The organism is Methylobacterium terricola (assembly GCF_006151805.1).
Classification (GTDB): Bacteria; Pseudomonadota; Alphaproteobacteria; order Rhizobiales; family Beijerinckiaceae; genus Methylobacterium; species Methylobacterium terricola.
This window is the reverse complement of sequence record NZ_VDDA01000004.1, coordinates 256134-273723: the sequence shown is the minus strand read 5'-3', so window position 1 is coordinate 273723 and position 17590 is coordinate 256134. Positions and strand designations below refer to the sequence as shown.

Genomic DNA, 17590 nt, shown 5'->3' with positions numbered 1-17590 from the left:
GGCCGTCGCGCGGCCGGCACGGGCGACGCCGCCGGGAGCGGGCTCACCGTCGGCGCCGCCTCGGCATCACGGCCCTGCCGAGGCGCTCGCCCCCTCCGTCAGTTGAACCGCACCGGCAGGGTGAAGCTCTGCTGCGCGCCGGTGAACTCCGACGGCGCCGGCGGCAGGCTGCCGGACGCGGCGGCCACGGCCGCGGCGTCCAGGCTGCCGTTGCCGCTGCTGCTGGCGAGCGAGGCGCCCAGGACCCGGCCGGACCGGGACACCGTGAAGCGGACCGTTGCGGTGCCGCTCGCCCCGGCGGCGCTGCGCGCCCGGCTCTGGATCACCCCGCGCACCATGGCGCCCCAGGCGCGGGCGGCATTGGCGCTGGCGGCGGCGGAAGCGCCGCCCTGGTTCATCTGCGAGGCGGCGGCCGCGGCGCGGCGCTGGCGCGCGGCCTCGACCCGACGCTCCTCCGCCCTCTGCGCCTCGCGCCTCTCGTCGCGCACCGGCTTCGGCGGCGGCTTCTTCGCCTCGACGGGCCTGGGCTTCTCGACCGGCTTCGGCTTCTCCACCGGCTTTGCCTTGGCGACCGGCTTCGGCACCGGGACGGGCTTTTGCTCCTGCACGGGCCTGGCCACCACGGCGGCGGGCGCCTCGGTGTTGGTCGAGGTGACGACCTGCTCCTCGGGCTCCTGCACCGCCTCGGTCACCGCCTCGGGCGGCTTCTCCATCGGCACGGTCTCGGGCATGGCCTGCTCGACCCGGGTCTCCTGCGGCGCCTCCTCGACCTTGGTGTCGGGCGGCGTCTCGACCGGGACGGTATCGGCCGGCGGCTCGGTCGTCGGCGTCGTCTTCGGCTCGACCACGTCGGTGGGGGTCTGAACGGTCTCGACGTCCTGCGCCTGGGTCGGCACGTCGACCGCCGCCAGGTCGGGGGCGAGATCGATGGTGATCTCGTTCTCGCCGGGCGGGGTCGGGGTGGACCGCCAGTAGGTCAGGGCGAAGAGGCCGCCGGCATGGATCGCCAGCGCCACCAGGAAGGCGAGGCCGAGGCCCGCCCCCGGCTCGCGCGGCTCCGGTGCGTCGGTCGTCACGGTCTGGCTCATCGGGTTAGCGCGGCGCCGCGGGAGCGGGAGCCGGGGCGGCCGCTGCGGGGGCGGCTCCCCCGGACGGCGCGTTGGCGATCAGCGAGACCTTGGCGAAGCCGGCCTGGCCGACGAGGCCCATCACCTCCATGACCTTGCCGTAGGGCACGTCCTTGTCGCCGCGCACCAGCACGGTCTGGCCCGGATCCTCGGCGGCGGCGGCCTTCAGGCGCGCCAGGGCCGTGTCGGCCGGCAGCGGCTCCTTGGCGAGGAACGCCTGGCCGTCCTTGTCGACCGAGATCACCACGGGCTTCTTCGATTCGGCGCTCTTGGCCGCCGCGGTCTTCGGCAGCTGCACCGGCACGCCAACGGTCATCAGGGGTGCGGCGACCATGAAGATGATCAGCAGCACCAGCATCACGTCGACCATCGGGGTGACGTTGATCTCGGACATCGGCGCGGCGTCGAAGCCATCCTCGTCGCCGGCGCCGGCCTGCACCGGTCCCATACCCATCTGACGGGCCTCCGGCCGCCTGCCCGAAGAGGCAGGGGCTGTCTTGAGCGTTGAACTGGAAGGCGATTACCCGGTAGCCGTCACTCGGCGGCGGCGCTGCGGGCGTGGTGGCCGCGGTCGCGGGCGAGCCGGTTGCCGAGGATCTGGATGCCGGCGACGAAGGCCGACTGCACCTTGCCGAGGTCGCTCGAGAACTTGTTGTAGGCGAGCACCGCCGGGATCGCGACCACGAGGCCGATCGCGGTGGCGAACAGCGCCTCGGCGATGCCGGGCGCCACCACCGCGAGGCTGGTGTCCTGGCTCTTCGCGATCGACGAGAACGAGTTCATGATGCCCCAGACCGTGCCGAACAGGCCGATGAACGGCGCCGCCGAGCCGGCGCTGGCCAGGAACGGCAGGCCGATCTGGAGCCGCTTGATGTCGAGGGTCAGCGCCGCCCGCATGGCGCGCTCGATGCGCTCGCGACGCTCGGCCCGGGTCTCGCTCGAATCCTGGTCGCGCCAGGCTTCCTGCGCCGCGGCCACCACCCGGGCGGACATCCCGGTCCGCGCCTCCGGCATGCCGCCGCTGGCGACGAGCTTGGCGAAGGACTTGGCCTGGCGCCGGGCGCCGGCGATGCGCACCAGCTTCTCGATGATGATCGTCCAGGAGACCAGCGAGGCCAGGACCAGGAGGATCATCACCCCCTTCACGATCGGGTCGGCCTGCAGGAAGAGGCCGAGGAAGGAGAAGTCGTGGCCTGCGGCCGCGGCGGGCGCGGTGGTCGGATCCATCTCGGCGGTCTCCGGAGACAGGGAGGGGGGAAGGAGAGGTCAGCGCACGAACGGCGCGGCGCCCTTGGCGGAGGAGGGTTCGATGCGCTCCAGGCAGATGTCGCGCGACAGGCTGTGGCCTGCCGCGTCCTGGCCCTCGCAGGCCGCCACGTCGTTGAGCAGCACCCGCCCGACCTGGGCGCACGGCGTGGGGGAGATCTCGAACTGGCGGAGCGCCGTCTTGCGGGCCGGCACCGGCCCGAGCTCGACCATGCTGCGCTTCTGCACGATCCCGTCCGGATCGAAGGCGTTGAGATCGAGGCGCAGCGACTTGATCGCGCCGCCCTTGCCGTTCTCGACGATCAGGATCGCCTTGCAGATCTCGCCGGCGGTCTCGAGCTTGTTGAGCTCCACCCGCAGCGGCGCGCCGGTTCCTTGCGTCACGGCGGCGCGGGTCACGGTCGCCTCGGGCGCCTTGCCGTCCGTCGTCTTGCCGTCGGAGGTTTCCGCCTCGGCCGCGACGGCGGAGACCAGGGCCAGCGACAGCGCGAGGCCGGACGCCGCGCTGCGAACGATGAGGGCGCGGGAGATGCGACCTCGGGACCTGGGAAACCCTTGCGTGAGCACGGTGGGCGACTCCTCTGGGACGGCCGAGCGCGGCCGTCAGGGCACGGGCCGTCCGCCCCTCCTGGGCGTCGGCGCGACGCCGTCCCGGCTCCCGCTCTTGTTCATCAGACAACGGCGACGGCCCGAAGATCCCGAAGACGGGGATCACGGGCTGCCGGCAGGGACGAACTAGCGAGAGGACCGGGCAGGATCAAGACCACCCGTGAAACTCAGAGGAATTCCAATCTGTTACCCCAACGCCGGAGGAAGGGGCCGGGAACATTCGGCAATCCCCCCGTCCAGCCCGTCCTCATCTATTTCTTCGGCTCGGGCGTCGCCCCGGGCGACTTCGTCTCCGGCGCTTTCGGCTTGCGGGCCTGCTCGATGGCCTCGGCCTTCTCCTCGTCGGTATCGCCACCCTGGTCGATCGCCCGCTCGGGATCGGCAGCGAGGCCGCGCAGGACGGTCAGAACCTGGGCGCAGACCTGCGGGTGCTTGTAGGCATCGAGGACCACGGCCGCGTCGCGCAGGGTGCGCATGTCGCGCACCGCCTGCTCGTTGGCCGGCTTCCGCAACTCGCTGGATTTCGCGATCACGTCCTCGAGCTTCAGGCCGACCACGTCGCAGGTCGGGCTCGGCAGCGGCGCGGCGGCCTGCGCCGTCGGTGCCGCGGGGGACGCGGGGGCCGGCACGTCCTTGGCTCCGGCCGTGAGGGCGTGGCCGGCGAGAAGGACGGCGAGGAGGCCGGTCAGGACGAAGGGCGGTCGCATCGGGGTCGGGGCTCCTAGTGGGGGATGACGGGCGGGTCTGGGGAAGGGCCGGGCTCAGTGCCCGAGGATGCGGTTGGCCAGGGCCACGATCTGGCTCGGGCGATAGGGCTTGGGGACGAAGACCGAGTCGGCGACGGCCTCGCCCTCGCGCAGGGTGTGGCGGCCACCCGAGGTGTAGACCACCGGCAGGCGCGGGCGGTGGCGCCGCGCGTCGCGGGCGAGCGCCACGCCGTTGGTGTTGCGGGCGAGGTCGATGTCGGTGAACAGCATGTCGACCCGCTCGGCCTGCAGGATGCGGCCGGCCTCGACCGCGTCGGCCGCGGTGAGCACCCGGTATCCCTCCTCCGCCAGGGCCTCGGCGGCGATCTCGCACACCATAGCCTCGTCCTCGACCACCAGCACCGTCTCGCAGGGGAGGGCGGCGGGCGGCACCATCGCCGCGTAGGCAGACTGGATCATCACGCAACTCGCTCCAGGAGGAGGGGGGGCCGCCGGGCTGTCCGGCGACGGTTCGGAGGAAGAACCACCGAACCTGGGCCGTGTTCGGGACCGGTCGGTCAAATTGACTCGGTGTGGTGAGCGAAGCCTTAACCCTGCGAAACGAGCGTTAATCCGCGCCGGAACCCGCGCCGCGCCATCGTGGTGCCCTTGCGCGTTCGGCCCCCGTGTGAGAGGCCCGCCCTCGCATCCGAGGTTCACAGGAAGAGCGATGAGCGCCACCGCCGCCCCCTCCCTCACCCAGCAGGTCACCGCGATCGAGGCCGGCGCCCACGTCATCGCGGCGCAGTGGCTCGGCCGGACCCTCGCGCTCGCCCTCGGCGACGGCAGGGTGCTGCTCGTCGCGGAAGGGGGCGAGACCACGCAGGTCGAGGCCCATCCGGAGGCCGGGATCCTGGTGGCGGCGGGGGACGGCAAGCGCGTCGTCACCGGCGGCGACGACGGGCGGGTCGTCGCCGTGAAGGCCGATGGCGGCCTCGAGGAGATCGCGACCGCGACGGGTGGCGCCTGGATCGACGCGCTGGCGCTGCATCCCGACGGCGGCGTCGCGTATGCGGCGGGCAAGCGCGTCGTCGCCCGCGACGCCAAGGGCCGCGAGAAGACCTTCGAGGCGCCCTCGACCGCCCGCGGCCTCGCCTTCGCGCCCAAGGGCTACCGGCTGGCGGTGTCGCATTACGGCGGCGCCACCCTGTGGTACCCGAACCTCGACGCAGCCCCCGAGCCCCTGACCTGGAAGGGCTCGCACATCGACGTGACCTGGTCGACCGACGGGCGCTTCGTCATCACCACGATGCAGGAGAACGCCCTGCATGGCTGGCGCCTCCAGCCCGATCGCGGCCACATGCGGATGACCGGCTACCCGGCCAAGGTGCGCTCCTACGCCTGGTCCTCGGACGGGAACTGGCTGGCGACGAGCGGCGCCGAGGCGGTGATCGTGTGGCCGTTCGATTCCAAGGAAGGCCCGACCGGCAAGGCGCCGCGGGAATGCGGCGTGCGCCCGGCCCGGGTGTCGCGGGTGGCGTTCCACCCCAAGTCGCCGGTCCTGGCGGCGGGCTACGAGGATGGCTGCGTGCTGCTGATCCGCTTCACCGATGCCTCGGAGCTCCTGGTGCGGCCGGCGGTGCGGGGCAGCGCGGTGACGGCGATGAGCTGGCATTCCGGCGGCGAGCACCTGGCCTTCGGCTGCGCCGACGGCCAGGCCGGCCTCCTCAGCCTGCCGCGCTGACGGTGGGCCTCCTCGGCGCCTTCCGCCGGCGCCCCGGCCCCGACGCCGCGGCGCGGGCCCGGGTGGCGGAGATCGCCCGCCGCCTCGGCGGTTTCGGCCCCGAGGTGAGCCTGACGGTCAACGAGATCGTCTGCGCCGACCCGGCCTGCCCGGGCACCGAGACGGTGATCCTGGTCATGGCCCCGGGCGCACGCTCGCGCGCCTGCAAGGTGGGAAAGCCTCTCGAAGAGGTGACGGAGGAGGATGTGGGGGCGGCCCTGGCGTGCTGACCGGCGGCGCTGCCGCTTGTTTCCGCCCAGCGCTTCGCCTCAGTGTTGCACCCCATCTACAGCGCATTGGCCATCCTCTCGACTAGGAGGGGAGAACGGCCCCGTTTCGGTGCCGTCAGCCGGAACAGCCGCCATGCCGCGCGCGACGTCGCACACTCCCGATCCCGCCGTCGACGCGGCGGCGCTCTTGCGCCGCCTCGCCTTCTTCGGCCTGACGGTGGTGATCCCGGTGAGCGCCCTGGTGTCGCGGCGCAGCGTGGTGATCCTGGCGCCGATCGGCATCGTGCTGCTGATCATCGCCGCCCTCCTCGACGGGGCGCAGCGTCCCCTCGGGGCGGGCCTGTCGCGGCTGGGCGGCGCCCGGGCGGTCCTGGCCGGCGCGCTGCTGCTCGGCTGGTGCGCCCTGTCGCTGGTCTGGACCCCGTTTCCCGGCCCGGCGAGCGAGCGCCTGCTCAACCTCGCCGCCACGGTCGGGCTGACGGTGGCGGGCTACCTCGCGCTGCCCGACCGGATGCGCTCGGCCAACCTCTACCTGCTGCCGCTCGGCGTCGGGGCGGCGGCGGTCGGGGCGGTTCTGCTCGGATTGTTCAGCGGGGCCTCCCTGCGCGGCGGCTTCGAGGACGACAGCGCCCTGGAGCGCGGCGCGATGCTGCTCGCCCTGCTGCTCTGGCCCGCCGCCGCCTGGCTGCGTTCTCGCCGGCGCGATATGGAGGCGCTCGGCCTCGCCGTGGTGGTGGCGCTGGCGCTGGTGCTGGCGCCCGGGCCGGTGCCGCTGATGGCGCTCGCCGTCGGGGCCGCCGCCTTCGCGCTCTCGGCCTGGCGCCCGGGGCTCGGCGTAAGGGTCACGGCCGGGGTCGCGGCGGGCCTGGTCGCCCTGGCGCCGCTGCTGCCCTTCATCCTCCGGCCGCTGCTGACACCGATTCTCGGGCCGCTTCACCCGACCATCCTGTCCCTGAAGGCCTGGCAACGGGTGGTGACGGGCGAGCCCCTGCGCCTGATCACCGGCCACGGCCTCGAGACGGCGTTGCGCGGCAAGGTGGTCGGCATGGTGCCGATCAACGCCCCGGCCTCGTTGCTGTTCGAGATCTGGTACGAGCTCGGCATCGTCGGCGCCGTCACGGCGGCCTTCGTGCTGTGGAGCGGCATCCGCCATTCCGGTCGCGAGCACCCGGTGCTGACGCCAGGCGCGATGGCCACCGCCGCCACCGCCTTCGCCTCCGCCTGCCTCGGCATCGGCACCACGGCGAGCTGGTGGTTCACCAGCGTGACGATCGTCGTGCTGATCTTCATCGCCGCGGAGCGGGGCCAGTTCCGCACCAGCCGGCCGAAGGCGAGTGCCCTGCCGCCGCGCAGTGCGGCCTGACCCGGGCCGTCCGGTCGTCGAGCCAGGCGCGGGCCGCGTCGAGAGTCGGGAAGGTCGGCGGGCGCGGCTCGCCGGCCACCGGGCCGAACCCTGCCTCCAGGAACCAGTGCCGGCCGAGCCCCAGCTCGTCGTACGAATCCGCGTCGAGCAGGGTCAGGACGCCGACGAGGCGCCCGCCGCGATAGGCCAGGCGGCCCTCGCTGTCGGCGTTGCCGATTCCGATGCGAACGGGCTCAAGGGTAATGGCTGCGGACATGTCCAGTTCACGGCGACAGGGGGGCTGACGATCAGGAGCCGTCGATAAGATCGTGCCCACGCGACCGCAATCGCCTCACGGTTATACTGCCATCGGGCATACGAGCATCGCCGGGTTCGGTCCCGCACCGGTGACCGGCGTGGCATCGACGACCTCGCTCGGCACCGTAGGTCGGCCTGCACGGCATTCGCCGCAGGTCGTCACGACCATGCCGTCGCCACCCGACGCGGCGCGCCGGCGGTGAGGACGAGGCCTTTGCAGGATCCCGGCCGCTTTCCGGTGCCGGCCTCACGCCTCGGCGGCCGCCTCGATCCCCGCCATGTCGTCGTCGGACAGCCCGAAATGGTGGCCGATCTCATGCACCAGGACATGGGCGACGAGGTGGCCCAGGGTCTCGTCGTGCTCGGCCCAATAGTCGAGGAGGGGCCGGCGATAGAGCCAGACCATGTTGGGGAACTGCCCGGTGGCGAGGTTCAGGGCGCCGCCGCCCTGCGCCATCCCGGTGCCGCGGAACAGGCCGAGAAGATCGAACTCGCTCTCGCAGCCCATCTCCTCCAGGGTCTCGTCGTCGGGAAACTCCTCGACGCGGATCACCACGCCCTCGCACAGGGCGCGGAATTCCTCCGGCAGGCGCGCGAAGGCCGCCTCCGCCAGGGCCTCGACGGCGGCGAGGTCGGGGGCCCGGCGGGCGGTCCAGTCGATCTCGGACGGCTCGGTCATCGGTGTCACCAGAACTGCAATTGTCGGCCGAGCAACCAGGCGAGGATACCGAGCGCGACGACGCCGAGCCCGCGGCCGATGCGCCGGCCCCAGATCTCGACGGGATCGTCCTCGACCGGATCTCGCCGCTCCGGCGGGCTCACGCCGCCACCGCCGGGGCGACGCGGTCGGTCAGGAAGCCCGCGAGGTCGTTGGTGATGTGGTCGATATGCGGTGCCCGCACCGCCTCCTGCTCGAAGCTCTCGCGGAACGGATCGATGGTGCGGGGCACCACCAGCACCGTCGCCATGCCGAGGTCGTGCGGGACGACGAGGTTCTTGGCGATGTCCTCGAACAGGGCCGAGCGGGTCGGGTCGACGCCGTGCCGATCGAGGAACTTCTCGTAGGCGCTGCGCTCGGGCTTCGGCACGAAATCGGCCGCCGCGATGTCGAACACGTCCTCGAAATGGTCGAGGATGCCGAGCTTCCTCGCCACGTTCTCGGCGTGCCGGCGCGAGCCGTTGGTGAGGATCAGCTTGCGGCCGGGCAGGCCCTCGATCGCGACACCGAGGCCCGGATTGAGCGCGATGCTCGAATGGTCGATGTCGTGGGCGAAGTCGAGGAAGTCGTAGGGGTCGATCTTCCACTCGGCCATCAGCGCACGGAGGGTCGTCCCGTAGCGGTGATAGAAGTATTTCTGCAGCGCCCGGGCCGAGATCCCGTCGAGCCCGAACAGGTTCATCACGTAGAGGGTGATGCGCTCGTCGACCTGCGGCCAGACGCGGGCGTCGTGGGGATAGAGCGTGTTGTCGAGGTCGAACACCCAGGTGTCGATCCCGGAGAAGCCACGGGCCTCAGGCGCGGTGAGGTGGCTCTCGCCTGGCAGGAGCAAGGGGGACGATCCGGCGACGGGGGCCCCACGGCCCCGGACGCCCAAGATAAGCGAGGCGGGCCGGAAGGGAAGACGGAAGCAAGGTCTCACTGTCCGGGCGGCCCATCCGGCCGCCCGGGGCGGTCGCGCCTAGGAGCGGCGGATCAGGGTGCCGGCGCCGTAATCGGTGAACAGCTCGAGCAGCACCGCGTGCGGCACCTTGCCGTCCAGGATGACCACCGCCTCGACGCCCTGCTCGAGGGCGTAGATGCAGGTCTCGATCTTGGGGATCATGCCGGCCGTGATGGTGCCGTCGGCGATCAGCCGGCGGCAATCCTCGATCGACAGTTCCGGGATCAGCTTCTTGTTCTTGTCGAGCACGCCCGGCACGTCGGTAAGGAGCAGCAGGCGCTTGGCCCGCATCGCCCCGGCGATCGCGCCCGCGAAGGTGTCGGCGTTGACGTTGTAGGTCTGGTTGTCGGCACCGACCGCCACCGGGGCGAGGACCGGGATCAGCTCGGCCTTCAGCACCGCGTCGAGCACCGTGCGGTCGACATGCTCGGGCTCGCCGACGAGGCCGAGATCGATGTGGCGCTCGATGTGGGAATCGGGATCGACCACCGTGCGGGCGGCGCGGCGCGCCCGCACCATGTTGCCGTCCTTGCCGCACAGGCCGATCGCCTTGCCGCCCTCGGCCGAGATCCAGCCGACGATCTGCTTGTTGATCGAGCCGGCGAGCACCATCTCGACCACCTCGACGGTGGCCTCGTCGGTCACGCGCAGGCCCTCGCGGAACTCGGACTTGATGCCGAGCCGGTCGAGCATGCGGCCGATCTGCGGCCCGCCGCCATGGACCACCACGGGCTTGAGGCCCGACTGCTCGAGGAGCACGATGTCCTCGGCGAAGTCCTCCGCCGCAGCGCGGTCCCCCATGGCGTGGCCGCCATACTTGATGACCACGACCTCCTCGTCGTAGCGCTGCATGTGCGGCAGCGCCTGAACCAGGACCTCGGCCCGCACGTGAACGTTGGGCAGCTGAACTTCGGGCGCTGTGTCCGCTCCGGAATCGCTCATCGCGGCGGGTGTCCTCTCGCAGGGTCAGGCCGCGGCACGAGGGCGGCGCGCAGCCGGGGTCGGCGCGGGGTTCTACGCATCATCGCGCGGCCTGTCACACCGAAATCTCGCACATCGAAATCTCGCGGGGCGGACCGCACGACGAGGCCGGGCGCGACGGTCGCGCCCTCAAGCGAAACCGCCGGGCTCCGGCGGGGGTTCTGGCGCCGCGTCGCGACGGTTCGATGACGACCGCGTTTACGTAACGTTAACCATGTCGGGAGAATGCTGCGGGCGATCTATCAGGGTTCCGACCGATGCGCCCCGCCGATTCGCTCCTGCCGCGCCCCGCCCTCACCAATCCCTCGCTCCTCGCCGCAACGGTCAGCTCGCTCAGCCACCGCGCCGCCAGCCGCCAGGACCTGTGGCGCCTGCTCACCGACAGCTACACCGTCGACCTCGACGAGGTCGCGGCGGTGCTGCCGCGCCAGGAGCCGGAGCCGGACTGGCTGCCGTCGAAGGGGTGAGCCGGGCGCCCCCGCGTCAGCGCACCCGCAACACGTCCCCCGCCCCGACCTCGCCGCCGGCGACCACCTCGGCATAGATCCCGCAATCGGCGTGGCCGAGGTTCTTCTGCAGCGCCTCGGGAATCGCGAGATCGCGCTCTCCCGTCACGGGGTCGACGTTGGTGGCGGCGCAGCGCACGATGCGCTTGGTCACCTTCAGGGTCAGGCCAGCCTCGGTCGTCAGCGTCGCGCCGACGAGGTCGAGTTCGGCGAAGGCCGGGAGCCCGGTGACGTGCAGGTTGCCGCGGAAGCGCAGCGGATCGACGGGCGCCCCGACCATGTCCTCGACCGCCGCCACGCTCGCCAGGTTGATGAGCGAGACGTAGCCGCGGGGCGAATCGGTGAAGCGATAGCCGTCGCGCGCCGCCAGGACCTTCGGCGGGCCGCGCAGCTCCTTCGGCAGGGTGCGGCGGAAGAACGCCTCGATGGCAAGCCGCCCGTCCTTCGTGCCGAGGTCGCCGCGCGCCGCCTCGCGGTCGCCCTCGCGGATCGTCAGCACGCCGGTAGCGTCGTCGTACCGGGTGACGAGCCGGGCCAGGGCCTCGTTGCGCATCAGCATCAGGTACTTGATCTTGGGCTGGTGCACCGGTGCGGCGGGATCGAAGCCGCTCGGGCCGTTCTCGACCGCGAACAGCCGGTCGCCCGGGAAGTAGCCGCCGGCCGCCAGCGCGGCGGTGGTCAGGGGCTCGGGGGAGAGGCCCTTCACGGGGTAGCGGTGAAGGGCGGTGACGGTGAGGGCGGCGTTCGTCATGCCCCTGATTAGTGGAAATCGGCCGGCCTGAACATCGGGCGGCGCGAGACCGGCCACGCCATCCGCCGGCCGCATGCCTCAGCCCTGCGAAATCGCGGCAACCGCCCCTTGTGTTACCGATATGTCACACCACATGGGGAGAGCCGGCAGCTTCCAGGAAGGGCCGGCGCCCGGCGCGCGAGACGGCGCGAGGGCGAACCTTTCGGTCCCCCGTCGCCTCTGCAAGAGGGCGGGCGGATCGGCCGAGGAGGAGCGAACGCATGAATTTCGAAAAGTATACCGAGCGGGCGCGGGGCTTCGTCCAGTCGGCGCAGTCGCTGGCCCTGCGCGAGGGCCATCCGCAGCTGTCGCCCGCCCACGTGCTGAAGGTGCTGCTCGACGATCCCGAGGGGCTGTGCGCGGGCCTGATCGACCGGGCCGGCGGCCAGTCGCGCGTGGCGCTGGCCCAGACCGAGGCGTGGCTCGCCAAGCAGCCGAAGGTGTCGGGCGGCGCCTCCCAGCCGCAGGCGACCCGCGAGCTGATGCGCCTGTTCGACACCGCCGAGAAGGCCGCCGAGAAGGCGGGCGATTCCTACGTCACCGTGGAGCGCCTGCTGCTGGCGCTCGCGGTCGAGAAGGAGTCCGACGCGGGCAGGATCCTCGGCCAGGCCGGCGTGACCGCGGCCTCGCTCAACGGCGCCATCAACGCGCTGCGCAAGGGCCGCACCGCCGACAACGCGACGGCCGAGAACGCCTACGACGCGCTGAAGAAGTACGCCCGCGACCTCACCGAGGCGGCGCGCGACGGCAAGCTCGACCCGGTGATCGGCCGCGACGAGGAGATCCGCCGCACCATCCAGGTGCTGTCCCGGCGCACCAAGAACAATCCCGTCCTCATCGGCGAGCCCGGCGTCGGCAAGACCGCCATCGTCGAGGGGCTGGCCCTGCGCATCGTCAACGGCGACGTGCCGGAATCGCTTCGCGACAAGCAGCTCCTCGCCCTCGACATGGGCGCGCTGATCGCCGGCGCGAAGTATCGCGGCGAGTTCGAGGAGCGGCTGAAGGGCGTTCTGTCCGAGGTCACGGCCGCGGAAGGCCGGATCGTGCTGTTCATCGACGAGATGCACACCCTCGTCGGCGCCGGCAAGGCGGACGGGGCGATGGACGCCTCGAATCTGTTGAAGCCCGCCCTCGCCCGCGGCGAGCTGCACTGCGTCGGCGCGACCACCCTCGACGAGTACCGCAAGCACGTCGAGAAGGACGCGGCGCTCGCCCGGCGCTTCCAGCCGGTTTTCGTGTCGGAGCCGACCGTCGAGGACACGGTCTCGATCCTGCGCGGCATCAAGGAGAAGTACGAGCAGCATCACGGCGTGCGGATCCAGGATTCGTCGCTGGTGGCGGCCGCGACCCTGTCGAACCGCTACATCACCGACCGCTTCCTGCCCGACAAGGCGATCGACCTCGTCGACGAGGCCGCCTCGCGCCTGCGCATGCAGGTCGATTCGAAGCCGGAGGAACTCGACAGCATCGACCGTGAGATCGTGCGGCTGAAGATCGAGGCCGAGGCCCTGAAGAAGGAGACCGATTCCGCCTCCCGCGACCGGCTGGTGCGGCTGGAGAAGGAGCTCGGCGACCTTGAGGAGCAGTCGGCGGCGATCACCGCGCGCTGGAAGGCCGAGAAGGACAAGCTCGGCCGGGCGGCGGAGCTGAAGAAGAAGCTCGACGAGGCCCGCAACGACCTCGCGGCGGCGCAGCGCCAGGGCCAGTACCAGAAGGCGGGCGAACTCGCCTACGGCATCATCCCGGGGTTCGAGCGCGAGCTGGCCGAGATCGAGGCGCGCGGTGCCGACGGCACCCGCGGCAACGGCGCCGGCATGATGGAGGAGGCGGTGACGCCGAGCCACATCGCCGGGGTCGTCTCGCGCTGGACCGGCGTGCCGGTCGACAAGATGCTGGAGGGCGAGCGCGAGAAGCTGCTCGGCATGGAGGCGGCGCTCGGAAAGCGCGTCGTCGGCCAGCACGAGGCGGTGGTCGCCGTCGCCACCGCGGTGCGGCGCGCCCGGGCCGGCTTGCAGGACCCGAACCGGCCGATCGGCTCGTTCATGTTCCTCGGGCCGACGGGCGTCGGCAAGACCGAGCTGACCAAGGCGCTCGCCGGCTTCCTGTTCGACGACGACACCGCCCTCGTGCGCATCGACATGTCCGAGTACATGGAGAAGCACGCGGTGGCCCGCCTGATCGGCGCGCCTCCGGGCTATGTCGGCTACGAGGAGGGCGGCGCGCTGACGGAAGCCGTGCGGCGCCGGCCCTACCAGGTCGTGCTGTTCGACGAGGTCGAGAAGGCGCATCCGGACGTGTTCAACGTCTTGCTTCAGGTCCTCGACGACGGGCGGCTCACCGACGGGCAGGGGCGGACGGTCGATTTCCGCAACACGCTGATCGTCATGACGTCGAATCTCGGCTCGGAGTACCTGGTCAACCAGCCGGAGGGCCAGGACACCGATGTGGTGCGCGACGACGTGATGAACGTGGTCCGCGCGCATTTCCGGCCCGAGTTCCTGAACCGGGTCGACGAGATCATCCTGTTCCACCGCCTGCAGCGGCAGGAGATGGGGGCGATCGTCGACATCCAGCTCGGGCGCCTGGCGCGTCTGCTCGACGACCGCAAGATCACCCTCGACATCGAGCCCGACGCCCGCGCCTGGCTCGCCGACAAGGGCTACGACTCGGCCTATGGTGCGCGCCCGCTCAAGCGCGTGATCCAGAAGGCGGTGCAGGACCCGCTCGCCGAGCAGATCCTGGCCGGCCGCGTCCATGACGGCGAGACGGTGCCGGTGCGCCTCGGCCCCGCCGGGCTGTTCATCGGCGACCAGTCGGTCTCGCCGGACGAGCGCCGGCCGGCGCATGCCCTGCTGAACTGACGGCCACAGGGGCCCGCTTTCCCCATGGAAGCGGGCCCTTTCTTCGTCAGCAGCCGAGCTGGCGCGCGAGATCCGCGAGGTCGGAGGCGGCGACATCCACCGGCACCAGCGGCGCCGGCTCTCCCGTGCCCGGGCCGCTCTCGCCGGGCCGGGCGACGTGGGCGGTGGCGAGCCCGCAGGCGGCGGCGGCCGCGAGGTCGGAGGAGTGGGCCGCCACCATCATCACCTCCGCCGGCACGAGCCGCAGGACCTCGACGGCGCGGAGATAGACGGCGGGCTTCGGCTTGTAGTCCTGGGCGATCTCGGCCCCGAGCACCGTATCCCAGGGCAGACGGTTGCGGCGGGCATGGGCGATGGCGAGCCGCACATGGGCATTGGAGCACGGCGCCAGCAGGTAACGTTCGCGCAACCGCGCGAGGGCGTCCGGCACCTTGGGCCAGGCATCGAGCCGGTGCCAGGCCAGGACCAGCTCGCGCCGGACCTCGCGTGGCACCGCCTCGGCGAGATTTAGGCCGGCGAGCACGCCCTCCAGGCTCTCGGCATGCAGGGTGTCGAGGTCGGCATAGGGCCGGGCACCCTGGCGGATCGGCGCCATCCCGGGCTGGTAGCGGTCGCGCCAGGCCCGCGCGAAGGCGGGGCCGTCGAGATCGGGCCGGAACGGCGCCAGGAGCCTCGCCGCCTCCCGGGCGACGCCGCCGTGCCAGTCGAGCAGGGTGCCGAAGACGTCGAAGATGAGGGCCTGGATCGCCATGCGGACCGCCTCCCGATGCTGGTCGTTCTACCCCCGGGTTATCGGTTCGACGGCCCGTCCTTCAAGCCCGGCCTCGGCGATCATCACCATCGGGTGAGGGGAGCCGGACGACGACCTGGTTATGACAGATCTTTACCATCTGTTAACGGTGCCGTCAGAGCATGCCCGCCATGTCGAGCCACCGCAAATCACCGCCGAATCATGAGCATGGAACCGCGCAGCGGAACACGATCCTGCGAGATCAGATCGAAACCCTGCGGCAAAGAGCACGCTCACGCCCGACCCTGATCGAGGAATGGGCGCAGGATGTGCAGCGGGATGATTCGGCCGAGCGGGCCGTGACGCGGCTGGCACGACTGAAGGCCAGCGGCAAGATGTGAGAATGACTTGGCCCGATGGCACATCGATAGTGCAGGCGCGGATCAGATGTCCTGCCAGAAGCGGCCAAGCCTGCAATCAAGCCGCCGGACGTGACGACACCAGAACGCGGCCACTCGAGGAAAGTTGACCTTTGCCGACCTTGATGGACCTGACCGTCGACGAACAACGGCGCCAGCGCGGGAGCCGGCTCACGTCCCGACCGATCCCCTCGCGGGTCCTCTGCGGCCCTGATCATCCCGGGGTCGCGGCGCGGAGCCCGGGATGATCGGAAAGGCTGTCGGAGCGGTCGGGCGTCCGGCACTCAGCGCCGGCGCGCGAAGCCGACGATGTCCTTGACAGCGGCGATGTTCGGGGCGGCGATCGCCTCGGCACGGGCGGCGCCATTGGCGAGCACCGCATCGATGTGACCCGGATCGGCGACGAGGCGCTGCATCTCGGCGCCGATCGGGCCGAGCTTGGCGACCGCGAGGTCGACCAGCGCGCCCTTGAAGGCCGAGAATTGCGCGCCGCCGTAGTCGCGCAGCACGTCCTCGCGGCTGACGTCGTTGAGCGCGGCGAAGATGCCGACGAGGTTGTCGGCCTCCGGCCGCTTCTCGAGGCCGGCGGTCTCGGAGGGGAGGGGCTCGGCGTCGGTCTTGGCCTTGCGCACCTTCTGGGCGATGCCGTCGGCATCGTCGGTGAGGTTGATGCGCGAATAATCGGACGGGTCCGACTTCGACATCTTCTTGGTGCCGTCGCGCAGGGACATCACCCGGGCGGCCGGCCCGCCGATCAGCGGCTCGGTGGTGGGGAAGAACGCCTCGCCGTGACCCTGCTCGGCGATCGCACCGGCGAAGTCGTTGTTGAACTTCTGGGCGATGTCGCGGGTCAGTTCGAGATGCTGCTTCTGGTCCTCGCCCACCGGCACGTGGGTGGCGCGATAGGCCAGGATGTCGGCCGCCATCAGCACGGGGTAGTCGTAGAGACCGACGCTCGCGTTCTCGCGGTCCTTGCCGGCCTTCTCCTTGAACTGCGTCATGCGGTTGAGCCAGCCGAGGCGGGCGACGCAGTTGAAGATCCAGGCGAGCTCGGCGTGCTGCGGCACCTGGCTCTGGTTGAACACCACCGAGCGGGCCGGATCGATGCCGGCCGCCAGGAACGCCGCGGTGACCTCGCGGATCTGGCGCGTCAGCTCGGCCGGGTCCTGCCAGACCGTGATCGCGTGCAGGTCGACGACGCAGTACAGGCAATCATACTGCGCCTGCATCGTGACGAAACGCTTGATCGCGCCGAGATAATTGCCGAGGTGCAGGTTGCCGGTCGGCTGGACGCCGGAGAACACCAGTTCCTTGAAGGCGGGCATCGTGATCGTCGTCCCTTGGGTCCGTCGTCCCTTGGCCGAGGGCTGTCACAATCCCGCGGGCGCGGCGTTCTGGACCGTTCCGGGAGGGGGGTCAAGCGGGCGGATTCAGGGGTGGAGGACGGCCGTTTCCTGTGTCGCCCGCGCACCCGTCCGGGCCTGCCCGGTGGGGCAAAGGTCGAGCACGGCGCAACGCCCGCAGGCCGGGCTGCGATGGAAGCAGCAGCGCTGGCCGTGCAGCATCAGGATCTCGTGATTGTCGTAGAGCTGTTGCGCATTCCAGTCCGCCGGCAGCTGAGCGCGCAGGATCGCGTGGGCGGGGCCGACATCGACCTTCGGGCCGATCAGGCCGGTGCGCTGCGCGACGCGGTGGTGGTGGCTGTCGACCGGCAGGGCCGGCATCCGCAGGGTACTGAACGACAGCACGGCGGCACTGGTCTTCGGCCCGATCCCGGGGATCGCCTCGAGCCAGGCCCGCGCCTCCGGCACCGGGAGGTCACCGAGGAAAGCGAGGTCGAGGCTCCCGGCCCGTTCCCGCACCGCGCGCAGGACCGCCTGGATCCGCGGCGCCTTCAGCTCCGGCCAGGTCACGCCGGAGATCAGCGCCTGCACCTCCTCGGTCGGCGCCGAGACCAGCGCGTCCCAGTCGTTGAAGCGCGCCCGCAGCGCTTTGAAGGCGCGGCCCGAATCGGCGTTGCGGGTGCGATGGGAGAGAAGCGAGGAGATTACCTCGCTCACCGGGTCGAGATCGTGGAAATAGGCGATCGGGCAGCCATAGACCCCGCACAGGCGGCGATGGATGGCCAAGGCCTTCTCGGTCACCTCGGTCTCGCCCGGTGTGCGACCGGACGAGTTCTTGCGGGTGCAAGCCGTCTCGGGCAGGTCCCGGAACATGGAGTCTTGACGTGCGGGGCTCATGACGAGGTGAATCGTCGAAGTCCCGCGCCTGTTCCGCCTGC

21 protein-coding genes are annotated in these 17590 nt (G+C 71.3%); 6 read left to right on the top strand and 15 right to left on the bottom strand.

Annotated elements, in window-relative coordinates; genetic code table 11:
- Positions 1 to 98: 98 nt before the first annotated feature.
- From FF100_RS11725 to FF100_RS11700, 6 genes are all read right to left on the bottom strand, one after another.
- Positions 99 to 1076, bottom strand: a complete 978-nt coding sequence (locus tag FF100_RS11725; RefSeq protein WP_246102030.1) for a TonB family protein — start codon at positions 1074 to 1076, stop codon at positions 99 to 101.
- Positions 1077 to 1092: 16 nt separating this feature from the next.
- Positions 1093 to 1581 (bottom strand): protein TolR, encoded by a 489-nt coding sequence (gene tolR, locus FF100_RS11720; RefSeq protein WP_139035892.1) that lies wholly within the window; start codon positions 1579 to 1581, stop codon positions 1093 to 1095.
- Between the two features lie 80 nt (positions 1582 to 1661).
- Entirely contained in the window at positions 1662 to 2354 is a 693-nt protein-coding gene (locus tag FF100_RS11715; RefSeq protein WP_139035891.1) for a MotA/TolQ/ExbB proton channel family protein, read from the bottom strand.
- Between the two features lie 39 nt (positions 2355 to 2393).
- Positions 2394 to 2960 (bottom strand): Tat pathway signal protein, encoded by a 567-nt coding sequence (locus FF100_RS11710; RefSeq protein WP_246102029.1) that lies wholly within the window; start codon positions 2958 to 2960, stop codon positions 2394 to 2396.
- Positions 2961 to 3253: 293 nt separating this feature from the next.
- A complete protein-coding gene (locus FF100_RS11705; RefSeq protein ID WP_246102028.1) occupies positions 3254 to 3709 on the bottom strand; it encodes a photosystem reaction center subunit H in 456 nt (151 codons plus the stop codon).
- A gap of 54 nt (positions 3710 to 3763) precedes the next feature.
- A complete protein-coding gene (locus FF100_RS11700; protein WP_139036176.1) occupies positions 3764 to 4168 on the bottom strand; it encodes a response regulator in 405 nt (134 codons plus the stop codon).
- Between the two features lie 250 nt (positions 4169 to 4418).
- Between FF100_RS11700 and FF100_RS11695 the strand changes: the two genes are divergently transcribed.
- From FF100_RS11695 to FF100_RS11685, 3 genes are all read left to right on the top strand, one after another.
- Complete coding sequence (locus tag FF100_RS11695; protein ID WP_139035890.1) at positions 4419 to 5432, top strand: WD40 repeat domain-containing protein; 1014 nt, start codon at positions 4419 to 4421, stop codon at positions 5430 to 5432.
- Between the two features lie 2 nt (positions 5433 to 5434).
- Entirely contained in the window at positions 5435 to 5701 is a 267-nt protein-coding gene (locus FF100_RS11690; protein ID WP_139035889.1) for a hypothetical protein, read from the top strand.
- A 133-nt stretch (positions 5702 to 5834) separates the two neighbouring features.
- Positions 5835 to 7064 carry a peptide ABC transporter permease gene (locus FF100_RS11685; RefSeq protein WP_139035888.1) on the top strand — a complete coding sequence of 410 codons (1230 nt, stop codon included), beginning with the start codon at positions 5835 to 5837 and terminating at the stop codon, positions 7062 to 7064.
- Here the strand turns inward: FF100_RS11685 and FF100_RS11680 are convergent.
- The 5 genes from FF100_RS11680 to argB all read right to left on the bottom strand — a co-directional run bounded on the left by FF100_RS11680 (position 6988) and on the right by argB (position 9964).
- Positions 6988 to 7320, bottom strand: coding sequence for a hypothetical protein (locus tag FF100_RS11680; protein WP_139035887.1), 333 nt, complete (start codon positions 7318 to 7320; stop codon positions 6988 to 6990). The genes FF100_RS11685 and FF100_RS11680 overlap by 77 nt on opposite strands.
- Before the next feature lie 288 nt (positions 7321 to 7608).
- Entirely contained in the window at positions 7609 to 8040 is a 432-nt protein-coding gene (locus tag FF100_RS11675; RefSeq protein WP_139035886.1) for a metallopeptidase family protein, read from the bottom strand.
- A 5-nt stretch (positions 8041 to 8045) separates the two neighbouring features.
- The gene (locus tag FF100_RS37005) at positions 8046 to 8183 is read right to left on the bottom strand and encodes a hypothetical protein (protein ID WP_171070128.1); all 138 of its coding nucleotides are present in this window, start codon (positions 8181 to 8183) and stop codon (positions 8046 to 8048) included.
- Complete coding sequence (locus tag FF100_RS11670) at positions 8180 to 8911, bottom strand: pyrimidine 5'-nucleotidase (protein ID WP_139035885.1); 732 nt, start codon at positions 8909 to 8911, stop codon at positions 8180 to 8182. Before FF100_RS11670 ends, FF100_RS37005 begins: the two co-directional genes overlap by 4 nt.
- 129 nt (positions 8912 to 9040) lie before the next feature.
- Positions 9041 to 9964 carry an acetylglutamate kinase gene (gene argB / locus FF100_RS11665; RefSeq protein WP_139035884.1) on the bottom strand — a complete coding sequence of 308 codons (924 nt, stop codon included), beginning with the start codon at positions 9962 to 9964 and terminating at the stop codon, positions 9041 to 9043.
- Positions 9965 to 10260: 296 nt separating this feature from the next.
- Here argB and FF100_RS11660 point away from each other — a divergent pair, with 296 nt between their 5' ends.
- Complete coding sequence (locus FF100_RS11660; protein ID WP_139035883.1) at positions 10261 to 10470, top strand: hypothetical protein; 210 nt, start codon at positions 10261 to 10263, stop codon at positions 10468 to 10470.
- A 16-nt stretch (positions 10471 to 10486) separates the two neighbouring features.
- Here the strand turns inward: FF100_RS11660 and FF100_RS11655 are convergent, their stop codons facing one another.
- Positions 10487 to 11260 (bottom strand): MOSC domain-containing protein, encoded by a 774-nt coding sequence (locus tag FF100_RS11655; protein WP_139035882.1) that lies wholly within the window; start codon positions 11258 to 11260, stop codon positions 10487 to 10489.
- Positions 11261 to 11520: 260 nt separating this feature from the next.
- Between FF100_RS11655 and clpB the strand changes: the two genes are divergently transcribed.
- Positions 11521 to 14160, top strand: coding sequence for an ATP-dependent chaperone ClpB (clpB, locus tag FF100_RS11650; protein WP_139035881.1), 2640 nt, complete (start codon positions 11521 to 11523; stop codon positions 14158 to 14160).
- Positions 14161 to 14206: 46 nt separating this feature from the next.
- Here clpB and FF100_RS11645 read toward each other — a convergent pair whose 3' ends face one another.
- Complete coding sequence (locus FF100_RS11645) at positions 14207 to 14911, bottom strand: haloacid dehalogenase type II (RefSeq protein ID WP_139035880.1); 705 nt, start codon at positions 14909 to 14911, stop codon at positions 14207 to 14209.
- 170 nt (positions 14912 to 15081) lie between these two features.
- Between FF100_RS11645 and FF100_RS11640 the strand changes: the two genes are divergently transcribed.
- The gene (locus FF100_RS11640) at positions 15082 to 15291 is read left to right on the top strand and encodes a hypothetical protein (RefSeq protein WP_139035879.1); all 210 of its coding nucleotides are present in this window, start codon (positions 15082 to 15084) and stop codon (positions 15289 to 15291) included.
- Between the two features lie 302 nt (positions 15292 to 15593).
- Here the strand turns inward: FF100_RS11640 and trpS are convergent, their stop codons facing one another.
- Positions 15594 to 16634 carry a tryptophan--tRNA ligase gene (gene trpS / locus FF100_RS11635; RefSeq protein ID WP_139035878.1) on the bottom strand — a complete coding sequence of 347 codons (1041 nt, stop codon included), beginning with the start codon at positions 16632 to 16634 and terminating at the stop codon, positions 15594 to 15596.
- A gap of 105 nt (positions 16635 to 16739) precedes the next feature.
- Positions 16740 to 17525, bottom strand: coding sequence for an endonuclease III domain-containing protein (locus FF100_RS11630; RefSeq protein WP_139035877.1), 786 nt, complete (start codon positions 17523 to 17525; stop codon positions 16740 to 16742).
- Positions 17526 to 17590 lie beyond the last annotated feature (65 nt).